Raw genomic sequence first — 20,089 nt, forward strand, 5'->3', positions numbered from 1 at the left:
CATCAGACGGTGATCGGCCTGGAAACCAAGGCCGCAATGGATAAATATGACATTAAGCCCGATATCATTATCGGCTGCGCCGGCGGCGGCTCTAACCTGGGCGGTTTGATCGCGCCGTTTATGGGTGAGAAGATCCGCGGCGAGGCTGATTACAGAATAATCGCAGTTGAGCCTGCATCCTGCCCGAGCTTTACCCGCGGCAAGTACGCCTACGACTTCTGCGATACCGGCAAGGTCTGCCCGCTGGCCAAGATGTACACGCTGGGTTCTAGCTTCATCCCGTCCGCGAACCACGCCGGAGGCCTGCGCTACCACGGCATGAGCACCATCCTCTCTGAACTCTACGACCAGAAGCTCATCCGTGCAGCCTCCGTGGAACAGACCAAGGTGTTCGAGGCCGCGAAGCTCTTCGCCCAGACCGAAGGCATCCTCCCGGCTCCGGAATCCAGCCACGCCATCCGCGCGACAATCGACGAAGCCCTCAAGTGCAAGGAATCCGGAGAGGCGAAGAACATCGTGTTCGGCCTCACCGGCACGGGTTACTTCGACATGGTGGCCTACCAGAAGTTCAACGACGGTGAAATGAGCGACTACATCCCGACGGATGAAGACATCGCGAAGAGCCTCGCCCAGTTGCCGAAAGTGTAACGAAACTAGGCAACTCTGTTGCCTTAGCCATGAAATGGCGTTGAGTCATCCTGAGCAAGATGCCCCGAGGCATCGCGTCGAAGGATCTCCTAGAATTTAAAAGGTCCCGGATCCAAAGTCCGGGACTTTTCATATTCAAGAAGTTCCTTAATTCTTGCGGCCCGTCACGCGATAGCGGAATTCACGCCCGTTTTTTTTGTAGCGGATAAATACAGCCTGTTCCTTCTTGTCGAAGAACAGCTTGGGAGCGCTTGTGCCAAGAGAACGCACTTGCGGCAAGAGCCCAATATCCGTTGTGCCCGAGTCTGTAGAGTCGTCCGCCACCGCATACCATACGGCCTTATCCAGGCTTGCAGTCGCATCGGTTGGCGGAGTCGTGAGATCTGCGCCGTAGTTTGCATTGTTAAGCATTCCATTGTCGACCATGCCGTAGAAGATTCCCTTCGTAAGTTCCTGATCGAAGTTGTTTTCGAGGTCGCCGCGCAACTGCGCCGTGCCAGAAAGCTTCTTTCCATTTACCGCCCACATCACGCCGTAGACTTGAGCATCGTCGGTTACCGTCGTATTCACGATAATCGAAAGCGCGCCGACTTTCGCCTTGCCGGTAATGCTTCCGCTCACGAGCCAGGCGTCTTCTTCGAGCACGGCATCGTCGCCGATGGTACCTGCGGTCACGAGCGCGCGGCCGCGGACTACGGCATTTCCGCTAATGGTTCCGCCGTCTACGACCGCGAAATCCTCGATGCGGGCGTTTCCAGAAACGGTGCCGCCGTTCACGACCGCATCGGGACCCACGTATACGCTCGCATCGACCTTCGCCTTGCTGCTCACGAGGCCGCCGCCGTTGCTGTGCTTGGCGTAGCCGTTTGCATTTGCGGGTTTCCAGAAATCCTTATTGTAGCCCTCGGGAGCGCCATTCACGACCTCGATCATGTACGGGTAGCGGTAAATGCTGTAGTAGAACTGGTCCCAGAGAATCGTCTGCATCTCGGTCGGAGTCGCCGTCACGGCAAGCCACAAAGCCTTGTCGCTTGCCTTCGTCTCGATTTCAAGATTGAATCCGGTTCCATGCTTCATCTCGCTGTAACGGGGCGTTCCGTCCGCGCCCTCCGCGACTAGCCCGACCGTCCAGCCCGAGGCCGGGTCCGGCAGCTTGTCGGGCGCGTAATTGCACCAGTTGTATGATTTTCCCATGTAGTGGTCGGTGTTGTCGCCAAAGCATTTATACCCGCTCACAGTCGGCTTGTCCTGCACAATGCCGCGGAACTTGACGGTGACCTTTCCAGCGGAATCCGGATAGATTCGCACCAGGTTGTAGCCCCAGCGCTGCGGAGCCCAATAACTCGGCGAAATGTAGCGGTCCGCGCACTTCTCGCCCGCCGCGCATTCCATCTTGTTCAGCATGGTCACGCGCGTGTGCCTGCGGTAATTGTCGCCCCAGCTGGCGTCACGACGCGTCTTGAATTCATAGTCGCCCCAGGACTTCTTGTACAAAGCCTTTTTTGCAGGCGCATATTCAAGCGTCGCGTTCTTCATCGCGAACTTACCGAACTGCTGGTTCAAGCTATCGAGCGACCAGCCGTAAACCATCATCATCGCGGTAAACGGCGTCTGCTCCATGCGGCCGTCTTCCCCGTCGCGAATCGATTCCATCCAAATTCGGTTCACCTCGTGTGCGCCCTTGTGGCCGCCGCCGAATTCTTCCTTGAGGTGCTCCAAGAACTGCCAGTTGCAGTAGCGGTCGCGCGTGGAGCCGTAATACAGGTATGGATAATTAATCAGGTATTCCGCGCAGTGGGCGTCGTTCGGATTGTACTGGTGGGCCATCCAGTTCGCATGGCTTTCGGCGAACCAGCCCGAATGGCTATTGTTGCCCATCCAACCCGCAACGCCTTGCAGGCCGTGCGCAAATTCGTGCGACGTGCCCCAGTAATCCTTCAGCGAGCCCACGCCAATCCACATGCCCGGTCCGAATTCGTTGTTCAGGCCTTTCACGTAGTCCTGCCCGCCGTAGAGCGCCGCCATCACGGAATTGTCGAACACATAGATATTGCTCTTGAGTTTCTTATCCGGACTTTTCGGGAATGGCAACATCCAGCCGAGCGAATCGATATAGAATGAATAAACTTTTTCGAGCGACGTGAGCACGCCCTGCGCATCCGAATTCGGAATGGACACATTGTTCGCCTGGCCGTCGTCCGTCGTCGGCTTCTTGCAAACTTCAAAATGATCCGATTCCGCAATCAGCGTAAAGCCGTTACTGGCACACTGGTTTACCCACTCGATGGCAGCAAAACCCGTAGAGACCATAATCGCAAAAGCACCCAACATTATCCGCATCATCACTTACTCCCTGAAATCAGCCTCACATGCGCGAGACAATATGAATATATCCTTTTTCTGGGAAAAAAAGTTAAAAGAGGGAAACCTACGATCAGATAATGTGCAAAAAGCGTGCTAAAGGCTACTATTTCCGGCCGACTTTCTTGTAATCGGGAGTCAGCTTGACACAGGCCGAATCCTTGGGCATCTGGCGAGCAAACTGAAGCTCCTTTTCGAAGAAGCCCTTTGCGGAGGCAACGATGCTCCATTTGCTTCCGGCCGGACAATTGCCTAGATTGACTTTTGAAGAAGCCACAAAACGGGACTGCGTAATTTTATAATCAAAATAATCCGTCGATATGGAATCTTCTAGTTGCAAGACTTTCGACCCGCCAACAGTCTTTGTCTTTAAGAAATAGGCACGCTGCGCTTCGATATAGGTAACTGAACGCTGCTGCATTTCTTGCACGGCACTATCAACAGATCCCTGCAGAACCGATTCATGGCAACTGCGGACGGCAAAAAAAGCGACAATGACAGCAAGAACAATCGCACTTGGAATGCCAAACTTCTTGATAGGAATGTTTCCAAACCGAGTTAACGTGTCTCGCAAGGAGCCACCAGTCTCAGCCGAGTCCTCGCCCGTTTCCCACTTGAGCAATTTCATGGCAACAAGGACATGCGCAAACTGACGCGGCAGAGCAAGTCCTGCAACTGCAATGACCAAAAGAACGATGGCGACGACAAGCAATACTGTCAAGACGCCTTCGGCAGTAGGCAAAATATCCTTGACTTCCTTGAGAAGCTTCAGAAGCTGTTTATCCTGCGCAAAATTATTGGCGGCAAACTGTCCCGTAAAGTTGTTGTACCGGGCAAGTCCCATCTTGACACCTTCGGTTGCCATCGTCAGCACTGCCGAAAGCACGCGTTCAATCAACAAGAAAACCATGCCCATCAGCGCAATCATCGACGCAATAAGCCGCGCCGTACGTACCGGAGTCAGTCCATGGATTTCTTTTTCTTCAGTCATAGGCTATTACTAGTGTGAAGTGTGTAATGACAAATTACAAATTTCACACTCCACATTTCACATTATTATACTCCTGCGAGTTCCTTCGCGAGTTTTTTAGCCGATGTAAAGTCAGCCTTACCCGTACCGAGTTTCGGAACCTTTTCGACAGCAAAAGCAAGAGCCGGGAGCATGATCGGCGGGAATCCGCTCGCTCGAAGTTCCGAAAGCACATCCTTCGGATCCTTTTCGCCTTGGTACAGGAGAACAATCTTTTCGCCCTTCGCGGAATCAGGTATCGTAGTAACAAGATAATCGCAGCCTTCCAAGACTGGCGTATCCTGAATTTTCTTTTCAACGGCACCAAGGCTCACCATTTCACCACCAAGCTTTGCGAAACGGCTGTAACGGTCCACAATCGTGAGGAATCCATCTTCGTCAAGATAGCCCTTGTCTCCCGTGCGATAATAACGAATGCCGTTAATCTTGACGATTGCGCTTTCAGTGCGTTCAGGATCCTTGAGGTAGCCTTGCATCACCTGGCAACCGCCAATCAGGATCATGCCCGCCTCACCCGTCGGGAGCGGAACATTCGTGTCGGGATCAACGATTAGGAACTGCGTTCCGGGAAGTGCCGGACCAACCGTCCCCGGTTTGTTGTTGACCTGGAGTGTCATGAAGTCGTTATGGAGTGTATTTTCGGTATTCACCGAAGCCACTGGAGCTGTTTCAGTACAACCGTAACCTTCATAAATTTCTTTACCAAACTTCAGACGGAATGCAGTCGCAAGTTCTGGACGCAGGGCTTCGGCACCGGCAATAATGATGCGAACATACTTGAACACGAGAGGATGCACATAGCGGCTCACAGTAAAGGCACGCAGGAATGTCGGGGTCGCCACCATGCAAGTCACATGGAATTCAGAACAGACGCGAGCCATCGTCTTCACATCGGTCGGGTCCGCTACGGCAACAATCGGACATCCTTCAGTCAGATTCAACAGAGTCGTCACGGTCAGACCAAAACTGTGGAACAGCGGAAGCTCCGAAAGCATCACATCGCCGCGGCTCACATTCAAGATACAGGCCAGCTGCTGGATATTGCCCATCAGGTTTCTGTGGCTAAGAAGAACACCCTTCGGTGTTCCTTCGGAACCGGAACTGAACACAATAACAGCAGTGTCATCAATATTCGTGCGTTTACAGAAAACAAAGCGGATCAACCAGGACGGCATGATAATGCATAGCACAAGGAAAACGGCAATCTTCGCGGTCGGAATTTCCTTCATCAAGTCTTCGGCATAGAGAATGCGCAACTTGTCCGAAGCAATCTGCGAGTAATCATTACCTCTCCCTTTCAACTTTTGAATAAACTGTCGGCTCGAAATAACCGTCGTAACATCGGCCCTTTCGCAGCAATACTTCACATTATCCACGGAGGAGGTATAATTCAGGTTCACATTCGTCTTGCCCATGACCCAAAGCACCAGGTTCACGATGACACCAGCCGGACTGGGCGGAAGCATGATGCCGACATTCTGCTCATCCTTGCCAAGCTTTTTCTTCAAAAGGCTACGGAATGCCATCACGGCACCCATTAGCTTATACCCCGAGAAGTGCTTACCATCGGGACTATAGATGGCAGGACCATGCTTCACATAGCGTTTACAAGTGCGAATCCAGGAAGACGCAATCGGGCGCACGAACTTGACCGCATACTTCCACGCATCAATCGATATCTTACGGACAATGGCGCGAACCTCGTTAGGCGGAGTGTTCGCAGGAATGGCTTCGCCAAAGGCAACGGTCACAGAACGATCGGCAGACGCACCGTACATATTGGAACCGCTATAGCTAAAGTTCGTTCCCCAGAGGCCCTGAATATAGAATGGGATAATGACGGCATCGGTATCATCAACAGCAGAAGAATAGTCTATGTTGAACGGTTCCACATGCGGAGACTTCGACACTTCGCCAGTCGGGAACATCACGACCGCCTTGCCCGCCAAGAGCGCTTCATGAATCTTGTCCAAAGCCTCCTTGGGGTTATTGTTGTCGATACGGATCATGCCCAGACGCTTCAATACTGAGCGCAGGAACCAGCGTTCGAAGTGATCCTTGTTGCTTGCAACACAGAGTGGGCGCGGAGAAGCCATCTGAATCATGGCCCAATCAATAAAGCTGTGATGATTTCCAACCAACAGTACCGGACCTTCGTTCGGAATATTCTGCACGCCAAGCACACGAATGCGATAACGGTTGAATACAAGTTTGAGCATCGTACGCAATAAGGCCTGCGGCAAGTTTGAAATCGTCCAGATGAACACAATGGCCGAAATCAGCGAAATACCAAGGAAATAAAGCTGCGGGCGGACATTCGTGTAATGCACCATCAGCGAGAAAATGAATAGGAATACAATCAGAACGATTGCCTGGATCATATTCGCAAGCGCAAGCACGGAGCCCGAATTGTTTGGACGCGTATTATACTGCAACAGAGCATTGACCGGCACAAGGAACATGCCGCCGAAAAGACCTGTGAGCGAATAGAGCACGACAAGCGCCACCGGATGCACAAAGAACGGAACAAGGAACATGCAAAATGACACGCCGATCATACCCATCGGAATGAACCCTGTCTCGATAAAGTCCTTAGACTTGGTTGCCGCAATAATGGAACCCACCATGAGACCAGCAATCGCATAGGCTAAATAATTCTGGATTGTATCAATCGCGTAAGAACCCGAAACATCCTGATACATGAGAACGAAAACCTGGGCCAGCGCCCAGAACATCGAAAGGGCTATAATCGAAGCGCGCAAAGTCGGAACACGCCAACCCAGGCTCAGATGCTTCTTGACTTTCGAGATGTTCACATTTCGATTTTCATATTTGACCTTCGGGACAAGGAAACTCGCAATCGTACCAAGTATGGCAACCCCCGCAAGAATCCACGGAATCACGATGGACTTGGATGTAATCAAATGAACCGCTGCATAGGACTGGAGAGACTCGAGATTTATCAGGTTCACTCCCACTACGGCAAGCCACGAGGCGCAGATGATGCCCGTAAGTCCAAAAATTTGCAAGAAAGCATTCGCGAAGCTCAAATTGCGTACACCAAACATTTCCTTGAGGATACCATATTTAGCAGCACTATGTACAGCAAAGCCACAGCTAAGCCCAATGGAAAGCCAGAAGGCTACGCGCGGGCAGTTACAGGAGACGAGCACTGCCTGAGCAATCACAAAGACCGTCATGAAGAGCGCGGACCACGCAAGCACCTTGTTCTTCGAAAACTTATTGGTAAAGAAACCAGCAAAGAATACCATCAATATGTAGGGCGCAAGGAAGAATATCTGCAGCATGAACGCTTGCCAGGTCTGTCCCGATTCAACATTGACGAAGGACCCCGATAGGATTTTCTGGGCATAAATGAACACACCCATCTGCACAAATGTCATCGCGAGGATAGACAGGAAATAGCGCACGGCGCCTTTAGTTTTCCACATTATAGTACCTTTGGTATACGGTTTTCCAAACCCTACACTAAATTTAAAAAATGGAGACCTTTATCAAAAAATGAAATACATATTCCTCACTAGGAAACACCTCCAAAAAGATATTCTAAGCCACATTTCTTACAAAAATAATACATGAACTAAATTCAACCAGGATACACCCATTCCCCCATAAATGCCTTCATGAAATACATTCTTTTCTATATTTAAGAAAAACATCCAAAGGAAACCTTATGTCCGAAGAACTCGTTTTGAAATTCGTTAACCCGAAGCCCATGCGCTACGGTGAAAACTCCCACCAGTCCGCTGTATTCTACCGCGACCCGACTTGCACCGAAGCAAGCCTCGCCACCGCAAAGCAGCTCTGGGGTAAGGAACTTTCTTACAACAACATCGTGGATGCCGACGCCGCTCTGGAAATGGCTCGCGAATTCGCAGACGAAAATGCCGTTGTTATCGTGAAGCACATGAACCCCTGCGGCCTTGCTACCGGCAAGACCCTGCGCAACGCTATGGAAGCCGCCTGGGAAGGCGACCCGGTGTCGGCCTTCGGTTCCGTGATTGCCGTTACCAAGAAGGTGGACCTGAAAACCGCCGAATTCCTGAAGGGCAAGTTCGTCGAAATCCTTCTCGCCCCGGCATTCGACAAGGACGCTCTGGAATTTTTGAAGAACAAGTCCAAGGACATTCGTCTCCTTGAAGTGGGCAAGATCAAGAAGGCAACCCGCTGCAAGGTCTACAAGCACGTGATCGGTGGCATGCTGGTTCAGGACCGCGACGTGGACGTTTACGAAAAGTTCGAATGCGTCACCAAGAAGAAGTTCGCAAAGAACAAGGAAGCCCTCGCCCGCTTCACTTGGATCGTGACCAAGCACACCAAGTCTAACGCCATCGTCATGGGTTACGAATACGCCCGCGGCTACTTCCAGGTCATCGGCCTTGGCCCCGGCCAGCCCAACCGCATCGATAGTAACCTTCGCCTCTGCCAGCCCCGCGTCCGCGACAACGTGGCCCGCATGAAGGCCGCCCAGAAGTTCTTCAACGAAAAGGGCAAGTGCATCGACAAGGCCGGTCTCAAGGCTCTCGAAAAGAAGGTGTTCAGCGAAGTTGTCATGGGCTCCGACGCCTTCTTCCCCTTCCCAGACAACGTGGAAGCCGCAGCCAAGGCCGGCGTCCAGTACATCGTGCAACCGGGCGGTTCCAAGAAGGACAACCTCTCCATCGAAGCCTGCGACAAGCTTGGCGTGGCCATGGTGTTCACCGGCATGAGGCACTTCCGCCACTAAGGGTCATCTATGGTTCCAACCTCCCAAAAGGAAATCAATCAGCGGGAAAAGGACCTATACTACACGGTCCTTTCCTTCCTGAAAAAAATCCGCAAGGCCGGCAAGACCACAGCGAAGGAGTGGAACGAATACCGTTCCGCCATCAAGAGTGTCGCTATGACGGCAGACATGGGAAAGGCTGCCGACCTGTGGACCATGGACAACCTGGACCAGTTCTGCCCCGACAAGACACAGCTTCCGCCGCTCAACGACATGGATTACGTGGCACGAGTGTCACCCGAGTTCCTGTCGCAGCTCATGGAAGCGCTTTACTACGGCATGCTGAACCAGACACAGGCCAACATGATTTCCGACGAGATCCAAGATGCCGATCCGGAATACGTGACTTCGGCCTCGCTCGAAGAGTTACTCGTGAAACTCTGGATTGGTAACGCCAAAAGCTACCGCAAGATGATAGCGAATTAGTAGACAGTAGGAAGTAGGCAGTAGACAGAGTCATCCTGAGCGTAGCCGTAGGCGAAGTCGAAGGATCTTAATAAATGAATGAACAGCAACGCGTACGTGTAATCGGTGGTGGTCTTGCGGGCTGCGAGGCGGCTTTGCAGTTGGCGAACCGCGGTTTTAAAGTCGATTTGTACGAAATGCGCCCGGTGAAAAACACGCCTGCGCACAAAGACGGCCATCTCGCCCAATTAGTTTGTTCCAACAGCTTTAAGGCTTTGGGCATTACATCTGCCCACGGTCTTTTAAAGCAGGAACTCACGATGCTCGGGAGCTTTTTGCTGGACTCCGCCCGTGAGGCAGCCGTTCCTGCGGGCGATTCCCTCACCGTGAACCGCGATATTTTCAGCGAATCAGTTGAACGTAAAATCGCTGAATCACCAAACATTACACTCCATCGCGAAGAAGTCACAAGCCTCGAAGGCGACTGCTCTACCTTAGTGGCAGCAGGCCCTTTGGCCAGCGACGCCCTTGCCGACGACATCTTCAAGCGCCTCGGCAGCAATCGCCTGCACTTCTTTGACGCCATCGCTCCGGTTGTCGAAACCGACAGCATCGACTTTGACCACGCCTTTTACCGCAACCGCTGGGAAAAGGGCGAAACGGCAGACTTTATCAACTGCCCTCTGGACAAGGAAACCTACACTGAATTTGTGCGCAAACTCTGCGAAGCCGAAAGCACCGAGCCGCGCCCCTTCGAAAAGAATGAACTGTTCGAAGGCTGCCTCCCCGTCGAAGAAATGGCTCGCCGCGGTTTCGAGACACTCCGTCACGGCCCCATGCGCCCGATTGGCCTTGGGCTCGGCAACAACGGGAAATTGTGGTACGCAGTCATCCAGCTCCGCGCCGAGAACAAGCAAAAGACTTTGTTCAACATGGTGGGTTTCCAAACGCGCCTCAAGTGGGGCACGCAAAAAGAAATCTTCACCATGGTGCCGGCGCTCAAGAACGCGAAATTTGCGCGCCTCGGCTGCATGCACCGCAACACGTTCATTGAATCGCCCAAGTTCCTAGATAAAACGCTCCGCCTGCGCCCGGATCTTGAATGCGCCAAGGGCATTCCGCCTACATGGTTCGCCGGGCAAATCACCGGTAGCGAAGGCTACACCGAAGCGGTAGCAACCGGCTGGTACGCCGCCTGGAACATGGCGCAGACGATTCTGCACGGGCACGCCGACCCGCTCCCCGACGAGAGTTGCATCGGTTCCTTGATGAACCGTCTGGTCGAAGAAAACGAAGACTTCCAGCCGATGAATTTCAACTTCGGGCTGCTCCCCCACCACGAAGGACTCAAGAAAAAGAATAAAAAAGAGATTCTTGCGGCTCGCGCCGAAGAATCCGTGAGAAAGTGGATTGCGGATAGGAAAATCATGTAGTCTTTGCAGGGAGAGGTCTCTCCCTGGTTCGCACTCTGTTGCTCACCCCCCTCTCTAGCGGGGACACCCCGCAACGCCCCCCACCCCGAAAAAAGAGTCAACCATAAGTATCGGGGTAACCAGATTGTTCTTGCCGCTATTCGGCTTCGCCGAGCGGCGCGAACCCTACGGGCGATGCCTTAACGGCATTGCGCAAAATTCGCCTTTCGCACTCTCGCTGTTCGTGCATAGGCAAATTTTGTCGAACTGGTCAGTTCGATCTGGCGTTAGCACGATACAAAAAGCGACCCCCCGAAGGGGTCGCGTTTTGTATCGGGGTAGCCAGATTCGAACTGACGACATTCTGCTCCCAAAGCAGACGCTCTACCAGGCTGAGCTACACCCCGAGTGCGACAAATATAATAAAATAACATTCATTTGAGGAGCAATTTTCAAAAGAAAAACCGATTCTAGAAAATCTAGAACCGGTTTCCTGAGCTACGAAGGGCTCGAACCTTCGACCCACGCCTTAAAAGGGCGTTGCTCTACCAACTGAGCTAGTAGCCCGAACGCACCCAAATATATTAAAGCATTTGCGTTTTGTAAAGGCGGATTTTGGCTCATTTGTGAAAAAAAAAGCCTTTTTTACAATATAATCCGTTGCTTTCCCCTTAATATTTGTAAATTTCAATCATGCTTTTAAAACGCTTTCTGACAACGGCCTCGACGCTGCTCGCAATCCCAGCAGTCTGTCATGCCTATTTTTCGCAGGGAGATGCCGGACAGGAAGTTTTTTCGTTCATCAATACCTTTGACAGCCCCCGAAACGCTGCCCTCGAAAAATCCGCAGGAGCAGGAATTTCAACCGATCCCACAATCACGCAGCTGAACCCAGCTGCAATCGTCCTACCCGAAGGAAAGGACCATGTTGCAGCGGCCCACTGGCAGACCGGTGACATGGCCGACAATGTAGGAAGCCTGTACTATACGGGACATTCCGGCAATCTCATTTTCCAGATGTCGTACAACTGGCAGTCGTATGGTTCAATTGACGGTTACGACGAATTCGGACAAGAGACCGGCGAGGTTTATGAACCCTTTAGCCAACTGGCAACGGCCACCATTGCCTATCCGTTCAAGCATGTGAGGTTCGGTGCAACATTCAAGTTCGCCTCGGACAACCTGACCGACGATTCGGGTGACAGAACCGCACTGGGAGCCGCATTTGACTGGGGCGTCGCATGGCAGTCCGAAAGCAAGCGTTTCGGTTTCGCCGTGATGGCCCGTGATTTCGGATGTCTCCTACGCGACTATGTCGACGATGGCGAAGACAAGTATTACCCGATGTCGCAGACCTATGCAATTGCCGGTTACGTCAGGCCCACCGTACTTCCCCGCCTCACGGTATTTATCGACAGTGATTTCCCGCGCTATCAGGAACCTTTCCTCAGTCTCGGTGGTGAATATGCACTTGGCCAAAGTTTCTCTATCAGGCTTGGTTTTGAGCGAACTTGGCTAGACCTGATTCGTGACGCAAAGGAACTGTTTGCCTCCGAAGACCGTCCCAACGAAACGAACAACGCCCACATGCTGAGCGCAGGCCTCGGTTACAATGCGAACCTATTCTCACTCGACTACAGCTTTTCGTACCTTGCCGAAGGTTTGGGACACGAGCACAGACTGGGGCTGCGTCTAAATTTCTAACGACAGATGATAATGCGGCAGTTTGATATCTTTGTATTCGAAGAAAACGGTCCGCGGTTCAGTTCCTGGAAGCCTCCCTTCGAAGATCCTGCCCTAGGCTGGTTTCACGACTCCGACTGGAACCGTCCACTGCAGGGACTCAAAGCAGAATGGATTATTTTTACATATCCCTCAGTCCATATAGACCGTGATTTTCTGAACAATCTGGCTCAGATCAATGACGGGTTTCCGATGGTGGACGCCTTTGCGCCTCGGCTTAAATTCGACGGGCAATTTTTCGGTGGACTGCTGCTGAACGGAACCAAGGGGTTCGCCCCCATTTCTGGAAACGAAAAGATGCGTTTTGTGGCGGCATCAAATCCATTGATAGGCGTGTTTTCAAGTCGGATCGTCCAGCGTACGGGCTTGTTCGACCTGACTCTTCCTCCGGAATTCAGACTGCTAGATTATTCACTCCGTATGGCCCACGCAGGCGGAAAAATGTTCAGCGTTCCATACCTGGTGGCGCAACTAAAGAACTCTTTGGACAATAAGGCGCCGAGCCTTATTAACGGGGATTACCTTCAGGCTGCGGCAAGCATCCGTCCCCAATGGCAAATCATCTACAAAAATCTGAATGTAGCGAGTCTTCTCGGATTCAGTGTTCGACATCCAGGCACGATTCCGCTCTGGTTCAATACGAAGGAACTCAAGTTCAAGCGCGACAAGGCGACTGCTTTGTCAAAACTCACCGCAGATTACCTGAAAGAAATATCCTAAAAAAACACCCAGATGGCGATCCACAGCACCATCAGACAAAATTCCATTTCCTTCGAAATTTTCGAGAGGAAAGTACTGCAAAACGTCATGCTGAGCAAGGCCAGAATACGCGTCCAGGCTATGTCAAAACCACGGTAATAGAGTGCAATCCCACCAAAGAGTTCAATCCAGCACCAAAGCGCCTGAGACAGAACCAAATAACGCCTGCGGTAAAAACGAAGCGACGTTGTCGATAGGCAAAGGCAAAGAGCCATCATGCGGAACGGGTAATGCTCTATCTCGGAGTTGTCTATTTTCGAATCAATACCGCCAAAGTAGGTGAATACGACGAACAGAGCCAAAAAAACAGCCAAGAGTGCTCCGTTACGATACGGAGAAGACCCCTTGCGCCAAAGGAACAGAGCGCAGCCAAGTGCGATTAAACAAGCAAAAGCGTTTACTAACGGAGTCATCGTCCACCCTCCGCCGCTATATTTTCAGACGCTTTTTCCAGTGCAAGTTGACGCATGTAGAGCACAAGTCCGCGAGCCTCGGCAGGCGTCAGTCGGTCGCCGTAAGGATTCATGTTGTTACGGCCATATAGCACGACCTTAACCAGCGAATCTATACCCAGGCTATCAATCCTAAGCAGATCCACATTTTGCGGAACAGGGTAAAACTCGCGAATGAATTTTTCATTAAGGAGCCCATCAGCACCATGACAGGTCGCACAGCGGGATTTCCAGAGGAGGCTTGCATGCGGCAAGGTTCTCTGAGCATCGACATCCGAAGAATCTGAGACATCGCGGCTCATCTCGCGAATATACTTCTTCAGGGGATTTTCATGAGAAATAGGTCGAGATTCAACAGTCTCGCTCGATTTTATCGAAACGCCGCCTGCATAGAAAGCCCCGGCACAAAAGGCAAACACGACAAGACCGGACATTCCAAATAATTTTTCCCTGGCATTCGGGACAAAAATTTTGTCAACTAGGAAAAGCCGAATATAAAGCGCTAGCACCGTAACAAGGGCCACAATCGGATACAGCAGCGGAATCAGGTTTGCAAGCGAAAGACCGACATTTTCAAACGGCAACTGCGCCCAAGCCCAAAATGCAAAGATGACCGACGACATAATACCCACGAAAAGCGGAAAACGAAGCATCCTGTACTCATCCGATGACCATGGATGGATATAAAAGCCCTTTTTTGATTTAGGAACGCCATGCGCCTTGTTTTCGGCGTCTTCCTCAAGTTTGGCCATATCGCTACCATCCACCTCGCCAAAGTATGCCCCCATTCCTTCCATCGAATCATTCAGGTAACGGCGAAGCGCAAAATAGAGCAGCATGAAACCGCCCACTGAAAAGGCGACAAGTCCAAGATCTACGCAACCGAATCCAGCTATTCCGGAGACGCCTCTTTCGGGCGCAACAAGGAAAAAACGTTCCAGAAAAAGGCCGACGAGAACACTCGTCGAAAGCGCAATGCGTCCCAGCTTGGATTCACGAACCACCGACACCATACGAAGCTGCGGCAATACTCCTGCGAAGATAAAAGCCGACGTGCAGAACGAATCCTTCAGCAGGAAATCCCAAATCCAGATGGCGCAAAGAAACCAAGAACAAATCAACTGCAGACGTTCCAGGAGACGAACGCGATAACCTTCAGCACAGAGTAGCAAGTTTACAAGGGCAAGTCCCGAAAGGATCGCCCCCGCGATAAAGTAGACCGGGAAGAATGCGCCGCGCCACTCGGGCACGAATGTGGTCGCAAAATCCAGGCTCACTATCGTATGTACCCAAAGCACCAGCGGAAACAGGAGCCAGGCCATCGGCTTGCGGATTATATCCAATTTAGGAGCCCGCTTCGTATAAAGGTGCGTCACAAAGAACAGCAGCGAGAGAACCGCATACACGGCTATGCAGCAGAAGTCCCAAACCAAGGGTGAACGCACGTTCGCAAAGTTGCCGCGGGCATCGAGGAAGGGGGCCACCATGTAAAAGTTATCGATGACGCCCAAGTGCATCAGCGGGAAAATTCCTGCAAACACAAGGCTCACGAGCGTCGAAAGTTCCGCAATCAAGGCGGTGCGGCGGTCCAGCTTGATATCGAGCGCAAGGAATATCGCCGACAACAGCGTGCCTGCATGGGCAAGCCCAATCCAGAAAACAAACAGGCTAATGGGCGTTCCCCAGAAGGTCTGGGAATCCACCATCCAAGCCGAGGGCCCCTGATAAACAGAGTACCCCAGAGCATAAAGCCCCGGCAAGAACAGCGCAAGGCCTGCAAGCATCAGGTACTTGAACATTAGCGCCTCCCCCGCATAAATACCACGGAAGGATCAAGGTCGGCCAGTTCTCGCGGCGCGTACAGCACGCGGTTCTTGGTGAGCTGGACAAGCGGCGACTTTTCGTCGAGCCAGTTACCAAAGAGGATGGCGTTTTGGGGGCAAGCTTCGGCACAGGCGGTTTTGACGCCGCGGCCGCGCCATTCGGCGTTTTCCGTAGCAGCGCCCGCCGAAATTTTTGTCTTGAATTTAAGGCGGTCGTTCTGCAGGCGGTGCAGGCAAAGACTGCATTTTTCCATAACGCCCTTGTCGCGGAGCGGGACCTCGCGATTGAACTGGCGGGCTAGCCCGAGCTTTGGGGCATCGTTAAAATTGAACTTTCGGGCCTGAACGGGACAATTTGCGCCGCAGAAACGGCTTCCGGTGCAGCGCTTGTACATCATGGCGCTCAGGCCATCGGGCGTGTGGTTCGCAGCCCCGGTCGGGCATACCCGTTCGCACGGGGCATTCCCGCAGTGTGCGCACATGAAGGGGGCGCTGCCGCGCATGTCGACCCAGTGCATAAAACGCCCGCGGGCAGCATCTTCGTCAGGGACGAGAGGCACGTTATTTTCGAGATTGCAGGCCAGAATGCACTTGCCGCAACCGTCGCAAGCATCCAGGTCGATCGCCATGCCGAATCGGTTGAGGGTCGAGGCTCCCGGAATCTTGAGAGCGCCCGGGGTCGGAATCTTCACGAGGTCGAGGGATTTTTTCGCCTGCGACATGGCGAGTTTGACTTCGTCTTCAAAACGCTTGAGTTCGGGCACCGAGAGCTGCGACGCGATATCGCCGAGGACCGCCGACTTACGGCAACCGAAAAGGAGCCCCATGACGGCCACCAGCGAGCAACTCTTGATGAATTCGCGACGATCCATACCCATAAGATACCTTCACAAATCAGCGGTGGCAAGCGGCGCAGTACGTGGCCGCCGGATTGAAGCCTTTTTCTTTGAAAGTCTCGCCCCTGTGGCACTTGAGGCAACTTTGCATATTGAACAATTCACCGCCGTAGCGGTTCTGCATGTAGCCCCTGCCGTGACAATCGGCGCAAGCAACGCCTGCAGCCGCATGCACGCCATGGTGGAACACTACATGATCCGGCAAATGGCGCTTATGGGACCAAGGCTCGTCATCGGCTTTTGCAAGCATGGAATCCAGCGTCTCGATTCCCGGATTTTCGGTCAGCGGGAGCCTATGGCAGTCCATGCAGTCCGCTTTCGAGGGCATAAAGGCATTCGCCGAGGCGCGCGAGCCCGTATGGCAAGCGGCACAGTCCAAACCGATGGAATCGCCGTGCAACGCATGGTCAAAAGGAATCGAGCCCACGGCACGTTCTGGAACGCGCATCTCCCCCATCAAGAAATCTGCCAAGAAAAATGCAAAGACCACACAGAACACCAGCGTCACCAATTTAAGCGAAGGCTTTGCATTTAAGATGTTTTTTCTATTCAGGTCAAACATATAACTACCAACCACCAACCACTATTTACTAGACCGGATGGATCCTCCTCTTTTCACTTGGAGGATGACATCTAAACTCTAAGTTCTAATTTCACATCATCAATCATCCATCATCAATTATCCAACACATCCCACATTACACTCTTTACTTCGGCCTCCCCGGGTCATCGGGATTCTTGAGAATGTACAGGAGCCATGCCGTCATCATTTTCGCCTGTTCTTCGGTAAGCGGAGTGATTTCCATTGCGGGCCATTCATCGGGGTGCTGCGGAGTCGGATGCATCAGGTAGAGAACCATGCCTTCCGGATTTTCGGCATAGTGTTCCACATTGTCTTTCATGGGCGGGGCGGCGAACTTGCGCGCCCAGCGGTGGCATCCCTTGCATTCGTTGTTGAAGTACTCGTGCGCCTCTTTCTTGAGTTCGGGCGTAACCGGCGGAAGCACAAATGCATCCACCGCAAAAAGTGCACACACCGAAACAAAGACTATGACCGCTACCCGCAGTTTCAAAACACCATCCTTTGTGGCTAAAATCCACACAAATCAAATATATGTTTTTATTTTTACACATAGGAGACACAAATGAAAAAAATACTTTTTTGCCTACTGCTTTTGGCGGGTTTTGCAAATGCCATAACATGCGTTGAAGCCGTATTTGCATCCAATAGAAACGGCATCACAAAAAATACACAATCGCCTTATCCAGATTCGATTCATGTCAGCCATCACGACGAAAGCGACAACCAAGATGATTACGACAATCACCATACCTTTGTATGGAAAAACGATCGCATTGCACAAAGAATCTCCTGGGATGCTCTCAACAACGAATTAGACACAACAAATTTTTTTTACGTGAACTCCGAATCGGAACTTTCCAAAAAAGGACAAGAAATTATCTTTTCTAGCAGGACATCCAATGACACCATCATTGGCACCACGATATATTTTGAAGACGGCATTTTATCCGATTCATCCATAGAAAAAAGTCTGCCTCACTACTACAAGTTCTACATGTTTCAATACGATGACGAGTACTTTGACGAATATACCTTGTCTGGCGATACGCTGACCTATAAGCACAAGGCTCCCATACTCCGACAGGAAATCTTTATAAACGACGCTCAGGATAAATCCAAATGCAATAGCTATAACGCCGAAGACAATTACATCAGAAGCAATCTAGAAGTCATTCCAAGCGCAAGCGGTTTCGTTTTAAAAGAATACACTCAAAATGGCGACGATTCCTACCTAAAGGAATTCTATATGAGTATGCCCGGAAATACCACCACCGCCATCCACAAGCGTCGCGCTCCGGTAAAGATTTCGCCCAAGGTTCGCTACTTCGATTTGCTGGGCCGCTACAAGTTCACAAAGTAAAATGGGCATTATTGAAATCATCATTATCGCGGTTGTAGAGGCGATGGACTGCTTTGCCGTCGCGATTGCCACGGGACTTTCAAAGAAAGGAATCAAGTACAGCCGCGCCATGCTCCAAGCGGTTAGCTTCGGAGTATTCCAGGGCGGCATGACGCTGCTCGGATATTTCCTGGGTTGCTTCGCCGAGCGATGGTTCAACGCTGTCGGCACGCCTATCGCCTGCACCATCCTTTGCATTCTGGGCGGGCGCATGATTTGGGGTGCCGTCCGCGGTGATGCGGGCGAAGAAGAAGGCGAACAGATTGCCGCGAAAAACTTGACAATCGCAAACATTCTGTTGCTTTCAGTCGCGACAAGTATTGACGCATTCGCTGTCGGGATTTCGTTTGCATTCCTGAACGCGAACATGGTTCTTGCCACCAGCGCCATTGCACTTGCAAGCTTTATCATGGGCGTTCTCGGCTACGAAATCGGCCGTCACGCCGCCAAACGGTTCAAGACCAAGATTCCCGAAATCATCGCAGGAATTATTCTAATTATCATCGGCTTCAAGATGTTTTTCTAGGCATCAAGACCCTTTTTTACTATCTTTGTACCCGTTCAAATTATAAACCAAGGATTAACAATGAGCAAGAATTACAAGATTGCAGTGCTTCCGGGTGACGGTATCGGCCCCGAAGTCATGAAAGAAGCTGTCCGCGTGCTAGACGTGGTTTCCAAGAAGTTCGGTTTCGACGTGAACGCCGAATGGGCAAACGTGGGTGGTGCCGCCTATGACGAAAGCGGTTCCCCGCTTCCGGAAAGCACCCTCAAGCTGGGCGAAGCTTCTGACTGTATTCTTTTCGGTTCCGTGGGCGGCCCGAAGTGGGAACACCTCCCCCCGAACCTGCAGCCGGAACGCGGTGCTCTCCTCCCGCTCCGTAAGCATTTCAAGCTTTTCTGCAACCTCCGCCCGGCCCGCGTCTACAAGGAACTCGCTGGTGCATGCCCGCTCCGTGCCGACATCGTTGGCGACGGTTTCAACATCCTCACCGTCCGCGAACTGACGGGTGACGTTTACTTTGGCCAGCCGAAGGGCCGCGAAGGCGTTCCGGGCTCCAAGGAAGAAATCGGTTTCGATACCATGAAGTACAGCCGCTACGAAGTCGAACGCATCGCTCGCTTCGCTTTCGACGCCGCTATGCTCCGCAACAAGAAGGTTGCCTCCATCGACAAGGCCAACGTGCTCACCACGAGCGTGCTCTGGCGCGAAGTCGTGAACGAAGTCATCAAGGACTACCCGGAACTGACTCTCGAGCACCTCTATGTGGATAACGCTGCCATGCAGCTCCTGAAGCGCCCGCGTGAATTCGACGTGCTCCTCTGCCCGAACCTCTTCGGCGACATCCTCACCGACGAATGCGCCATGCTCACCGGTTCCATGGGCCTCCTCCCGTCCGCTTCTATCGCCGAAGGTTCCTTCGGACTGTACGAACCGGCCGGTGGTTCCGCTCCGGATATCGCAGGCAAGGGTATCGCTAACCCGCTCGCCCAGATCCTCTCCGTGGCTTTGATGCTTCGCTACACCTTCAAGGAAGAAGAAGCGGCCAAGGCTATCGAAGCTGCCTGCGAAAAGGTCATTGCCCAGGGCTTCCGCACTGGCGATATCTACCAGGAAGGCTGCACCAAGGTCGGTACAGTTGGAATGGGTGACGCGATTATCAAGGCATTGGGTTAATGCTCAACACAACCCTCTGCTACATCGAACAAGACGGCAAGTACCTACTGCTCCACCGCGTCAAGAAGAAAAACGACATCAACAAGGACAAGTGGATCGGCATTGGCGGCAAGT

The 20,089-nt window shown here is 52.1% G+C and carries 17 protein-coding genes, 2 tRNA genes and 1 pseudogene; 10 read left to right on the forward strand and 10 right to left on the reverse strand.

Annotation, left to right across the window (positions count from 1 at the left end; genetic code table 11):
• Positions 1 to 648 (forward strand): pyridoxal-phosphate dependent enzyme (locus Q0628_RS13045; protein WP_298771652.1); only part of this gene is annotated, 648 nt, incomplete at its 5' end.
• 147 nt (positions 649 to 795) lie between these two features.
• Here the strand turns inward: Q0628_RS13045 and Q0628_RS13050 are convergent.
• The 3 genes from Q0628_RS13050 to Q0628_RS13060 all read right to left on the reverse strand — a co-directional run bounded on the left by Q0628_RS13050 (position 796) and on the right by Q0628_RS13060 (position 7,491).
• Positions 796 to 2,991 (reverse strand): DUF6055 domain-containing protein, encoded by a 2,196-nt coding sequence (locus Q0628_RS13050; protein ID WP_298771654.1) that lies wholly within the window; start codon positions 2,989 to 2,991, stop codon positions 796 to 798.
• A 124-nt stretch (positions 2,992 to 3,115) separates the two neighbouring features.
• Entirely contained in the window at positions 3,116 to 4,000 is an 885-nt protein-coding gene (locus Q0628_RS13055; RefSeq protein WP_298771656.1) for a hypothetical protein, read from the reverse strand.
• A 65-nt stretch (positions 4,001 to 4,065) separates the two neighbouring features.
• Complete coding sequence (locus tag Q0628_RS13060) at positions 4,066 to 7,491, reverse strand: MFS transporter (RefSeq protein ID WP_298771658.1); 3,426 nt, start codon at positions 7,489 to 7,491, stop codon at positions 4,066 to 4,068.
• Between the two features lie 197 nt (positions 7,492 to 7,688).
• On the opposite strand from Q0628_RS13060, the gene Q0628_RS13065 reads away from it, so the two are divergent.
• From Q0628_RS13065 to trmFO, 3 genes are all read left to right on the forward strand, one after another.
• Positions 7,689 to 8,786: an IMP cyclohydrolase gene (locus Q0628_RS13065; RefSeq protein WP_298771682.1), complete on the forward strand. Its 1,098-nt coding sequence runs from the start codon at positions 7,689 to 7,691 to the stop codon at positions 8,784 to 8,786.
• A 9-nt stretch (positions 8,787 to 8,795) separates the two neighbouring features.
• A complete protein-coding gene (locus Q0628_RS13070; protein ID WP_298771659.1) occupies positions 8,796 to 9,251 on the forward strand; it encodes a hypothetical protein in 456 nt (151 codons plus the stop codon).
• A 74-nt stretch (positions 9,252 to 9,325) separates the two neighbouring features.
• The gene (trmFO, locus tag Q0628_RS13075) at positions 9,326 to 10,663 is read left to right on the forward strand and encodes a methylenetetrahydrofolate--tRNA-(uracil(54)-C(5))-methyltransferase (FADH(2)-oxidizing) TrmFO (RefSeq protein WP_298771661.1); all 1,338 of its coding nucleotides are present in this window, start codon (positions 9,326 to 9,328) and stop codon (positions 10,661 to 10,663) included.
• 312 nt (positions 10,664 to 10,975) lie between these two features.
• On the opposite strand, the gene Q0628_RS13080 is transcribed toward trmFO, so the two are convergent.
• Both Q0628_RS13080 and Q0628_RS13085 read right to left on the reverse strand, forming a co-directional pair.
• A tRNA-Pro gene (locus tag Q0628_RS13080) sits at positions 10,976 to 11,049 on the reverse strand.
• 87 nt (positions 11,050 to 11,136) lie between these two features.
• Positions 11,137 to 11,209, reverse strand: a tRNA-Lys gene (locus tag Q0628_RS13085).
• Positions 11,210 to 11,335: 126 nt separating this feature from the next.
• Between Q0628_RS13085 and Q0628_RS13090 the strand changes: the two genes are divergently transcribed.
• Both Q0628_RS13090 and Q0628_RS13095 read left to right on the forward strand, forming a co-directional pair.
• Positions 11,336 to 12,346, forward strand: coding sequence for a hypothetical protein (locus Q0628_RS13090; RefSeq protein WP_298771663.1), 1,011 nt, complete (start codon positions 11,336 to 11,338; stop codon positions 12,344 to 12,346).
• A 12-nt stretch (positions 12,347 to 12,358) separates the two neighbouring features.
• Positions 12,359 to 13,105 carry a hypothetical protein gene (locus tag Q0628_RS13095; RefSeq protein WP_298771665.1) on the forward strand — a complete coding sequence of 249 codons (747 nt, stop codon included), beginning with the start codon at positions 12,359 to 12,361 and terminating at the stop codon, positions 13,103 to 13,105.
• Here Q0628_RS13095 and Q0628_RS13100 read toward each other — a convergent pair.
• The 5 genes from Q0628_RS13100 to Q0628_RS13120 all read right to left on the reverse strand — a co-directional run bounded on the left by Q0628_RS13100 (position 13,102) and on the right by Q0628_RS13120 (position 17,388).
• Positions 13,102 to 13,557 carry a hypothetical protein gene (locus Q0628_RS13100; protein ID WP_298771667.1) on the reverse strand — a complete coding sequence of 152 codons (456 nt, stop codon included), beginning with the start codon at positions 13,555 to 13,557 and terminating at the stop codon, positions 13,102 to 13,104. The two genes, Q0628_RS13095 and Q0628_RS13100, sit on opposite strands and share 4 nt — an antisense overlap.
• Complete coding sequence (nrfD, locus tag Q0628_RS13105) at positions 13,554 to 15,395, reverse strand: NrfD/PsrC family molybdoenzyme membrane anchor subunit (RefSeq protein ID WP_298771668.1); 1,842 nt, start codon at positions 15,393 to 15,395, stop codon at positions 13,554 to 13,556. Before nrfD ends, Q0628_RS13100 begins: the two co-directional genes overlap by 4 nt.
• Complete coding sequence (locus tag Q0628_RS13110; RefSeq protein WP_298771670.1) at positions 15,395 to 16,291, reverse strand: 4Fe-4S dicluster domain-containing protein; 897 nt, start codon at positions 16,289 to 16,291, stop codon at positions 15,395 to 15,397. The genes nrfD and Q0628_RS13110 overlap by 1 nt, the downstream gene beginning before the upstream one ends.
• Before the next feature lie 22 nt (positions 16,292 to 16,313).
• Entirely contained in the window at positions 16,314 to 16,877 is a 564-nt protein-coding gene (locus Q0628_RS13115) for a cytochrome c3 family protein (RefSeq protein ID WP_298771672.1), read from the reverse strand.
• 145 nt (positions 16,878 to 17,022) lie between these two features.
• On the reverse strand, positions 17,023 to 17,388 hold the full coding sequence (locus Q0628_RS13120; RefSeq protein ID WP_298771673.1) for a c-type cytochrome: 366 nt from the start codon (positions 17,386 to 17,388) through the stop codon (positions 17,023 to 17,025).
• 72 nt (positions 17,389 to 17,460) lie between these two features.
• Here Q0628_RS13120 and Q0628_RS13125 point away from each other — a divergent pair, with 72 nt between their 5' ends.
• The 4 genes and pseudogenes from Q0628_RS13125 to Q0628_RS15795 all read left to right on the forward strand — a co-directional run.
• Positions 17,461 to 18,258 (forward strand): hypothetical protein, encoded by a 798-nt coding sequence (locus Q0628_RS13125; protein ID WP_298771676.1) that lies wholly within the window; start codon positions 17,461 to 17,463, stop codon positions 18,256 to 18,258.
• A 1-nt stretch (position 18,259) separates the two neighbouring features.
• Entirely contained in the window at positions 18,260 to 18,823 is a 564-nt protein-coding gene (locus Q0628_RS13130) for a manganese efflux pump (protein WP_298771678.1), read from the forward strand.
• A gap of 60 nt (positions 18,824 to 18,883) precedes the next feature.
• Entirely contained in the window at positions 18,884 to 19,975 is a 1,092-nt protein-coding gene (leuB, locus tag Q0628_RS13135; protein ID WP_298771680.1) for a 3-isopropylmalate dehydrogenase, read from the forward strand.
• Positions 19,975 to 20,089: pseudogene (locus Q0628_RS15795) on the forward strand (DNA mismatch repair protein MutT); the annotation flags it as partial. The gene leuB and the pseudogene Q0628_RS15795, both read left to right, overlap by 1 nt.

Source organism: uncultured Fibrobacter sp., assembly GCF_937877005.1.
In the GTDB taxonomy this organism is placed as follows: Bacteria; Fibrobacterota; Fibrobacteria; order Fibrobacterales; family Fibrobacteraceae; genus Fibrobacter.

What these genes read in the sequence shown, in the direction of transcription:
- Q0628_RS13050 (WP_298771654.1), bottom strand. Translation starts at nt 2,991, where the DNA reads ATGATGCGGATAATGTTGGGTGCTTTTGCGATTATGGTCTCTACGGGT.
- Q0628_RS13055 (WP_298771656.1), bottom strand. Translation starts at nt 4,000, where the DNA reads ATGACTGAAGAAAAAGAAATCCATGGACTGACTCCGGTACGTACGGCG.
- Q0628_RS13060 (WP_298771658.1), bottom strand. Translation starts at nt 7,491, where the DNA reads ATGTGGAAAACTAAAGGCGCCGTGCGCTATTTCCTGTCTATCCTCGCG.
- Q0628_RS13070 (WP_298771659.1), top strand. Translation starts at nt 8,796, where the DNA reads ATGGTTCCAACCTCCCAAAAGGAAATCAATCAGCGGGAAAAGGACCTA.
- trmFO (WP_298771661.1), top strand. Translation starts at nt 9,326, where the DNA reads ATGAATGAACAGCAACGCGTACGTGTAATCGGTGGTGGTCTTGCGGGC.
- Q0628_RS13090 (WP_298771663.1), top strand. Translation starts at nt 11,336, where the DNA reads ATGCTTTTAAAACGCTTTCTGACAACGGCCTCGACGCTGCTCGCAATC.
- Q0628_RS13095 (WP_298771665.1), top strand. Translation starts at nt 12,359, where the DNA reads ATGCGGCAGTTTGATATCTTTGTATTCGAAGAAAACGGTCCGCGGTTC.
- Q0628_RS13100 (WP_298771667.1), bottom strand. Translation starts at nt 13,557, where the DNA reads ATGACTCCGTTAGTAAACGCTTTTGCTTGTTTAATCGCACTTGGCTGC.
- nrfD (WP_298771668.1), bottom strand. Translation starts at nt 15,395, where the DNA reads ATGTTCAAGTACCTGATGCTTGCAGGCCTTGCGCTGTTCTTGCCGGGG.
- Q0628_RS13110 (WP_298771670.1), bottom strand. Translation starts at nt 16,291, where the DNA reads ATGGATCGTCGCGAATTCATCAAGAGTTGCTCGCTGGTGGCCGTCATG.
- Q0628_RS13115 (WP_298771672.1), bottom strand. Translation starts at nt 16,877, where the DNA reads ATGTTTGACCTGAATAGAAAAAACATCTTAAATGCAAAGCCTTCGCTT.
- Q0628_RS13125 (WP_298771676.1), top strand. Translation starts at nt 17,461, where the DNA reads ATGAAAAAAATACTTTTTTGCCTACTGCTTTTGGCGGGTTTTGCAAAT.
- Q0628_RS13130 (WP_298771678.1), top strand. Translation starts at nt 18,260, where the DNA reads ATGGGCATTATTGAAATCATCATTATCGCGGTTGTAGAGGCGATGGAC.
- leuB (WP_298771680.1), top strand. Translation starts at nt 18,884, where the DNA reads ATGAGCAAGAATTACAAGATTGCAGTGCTTCCGGGTGACGGTATCGGC.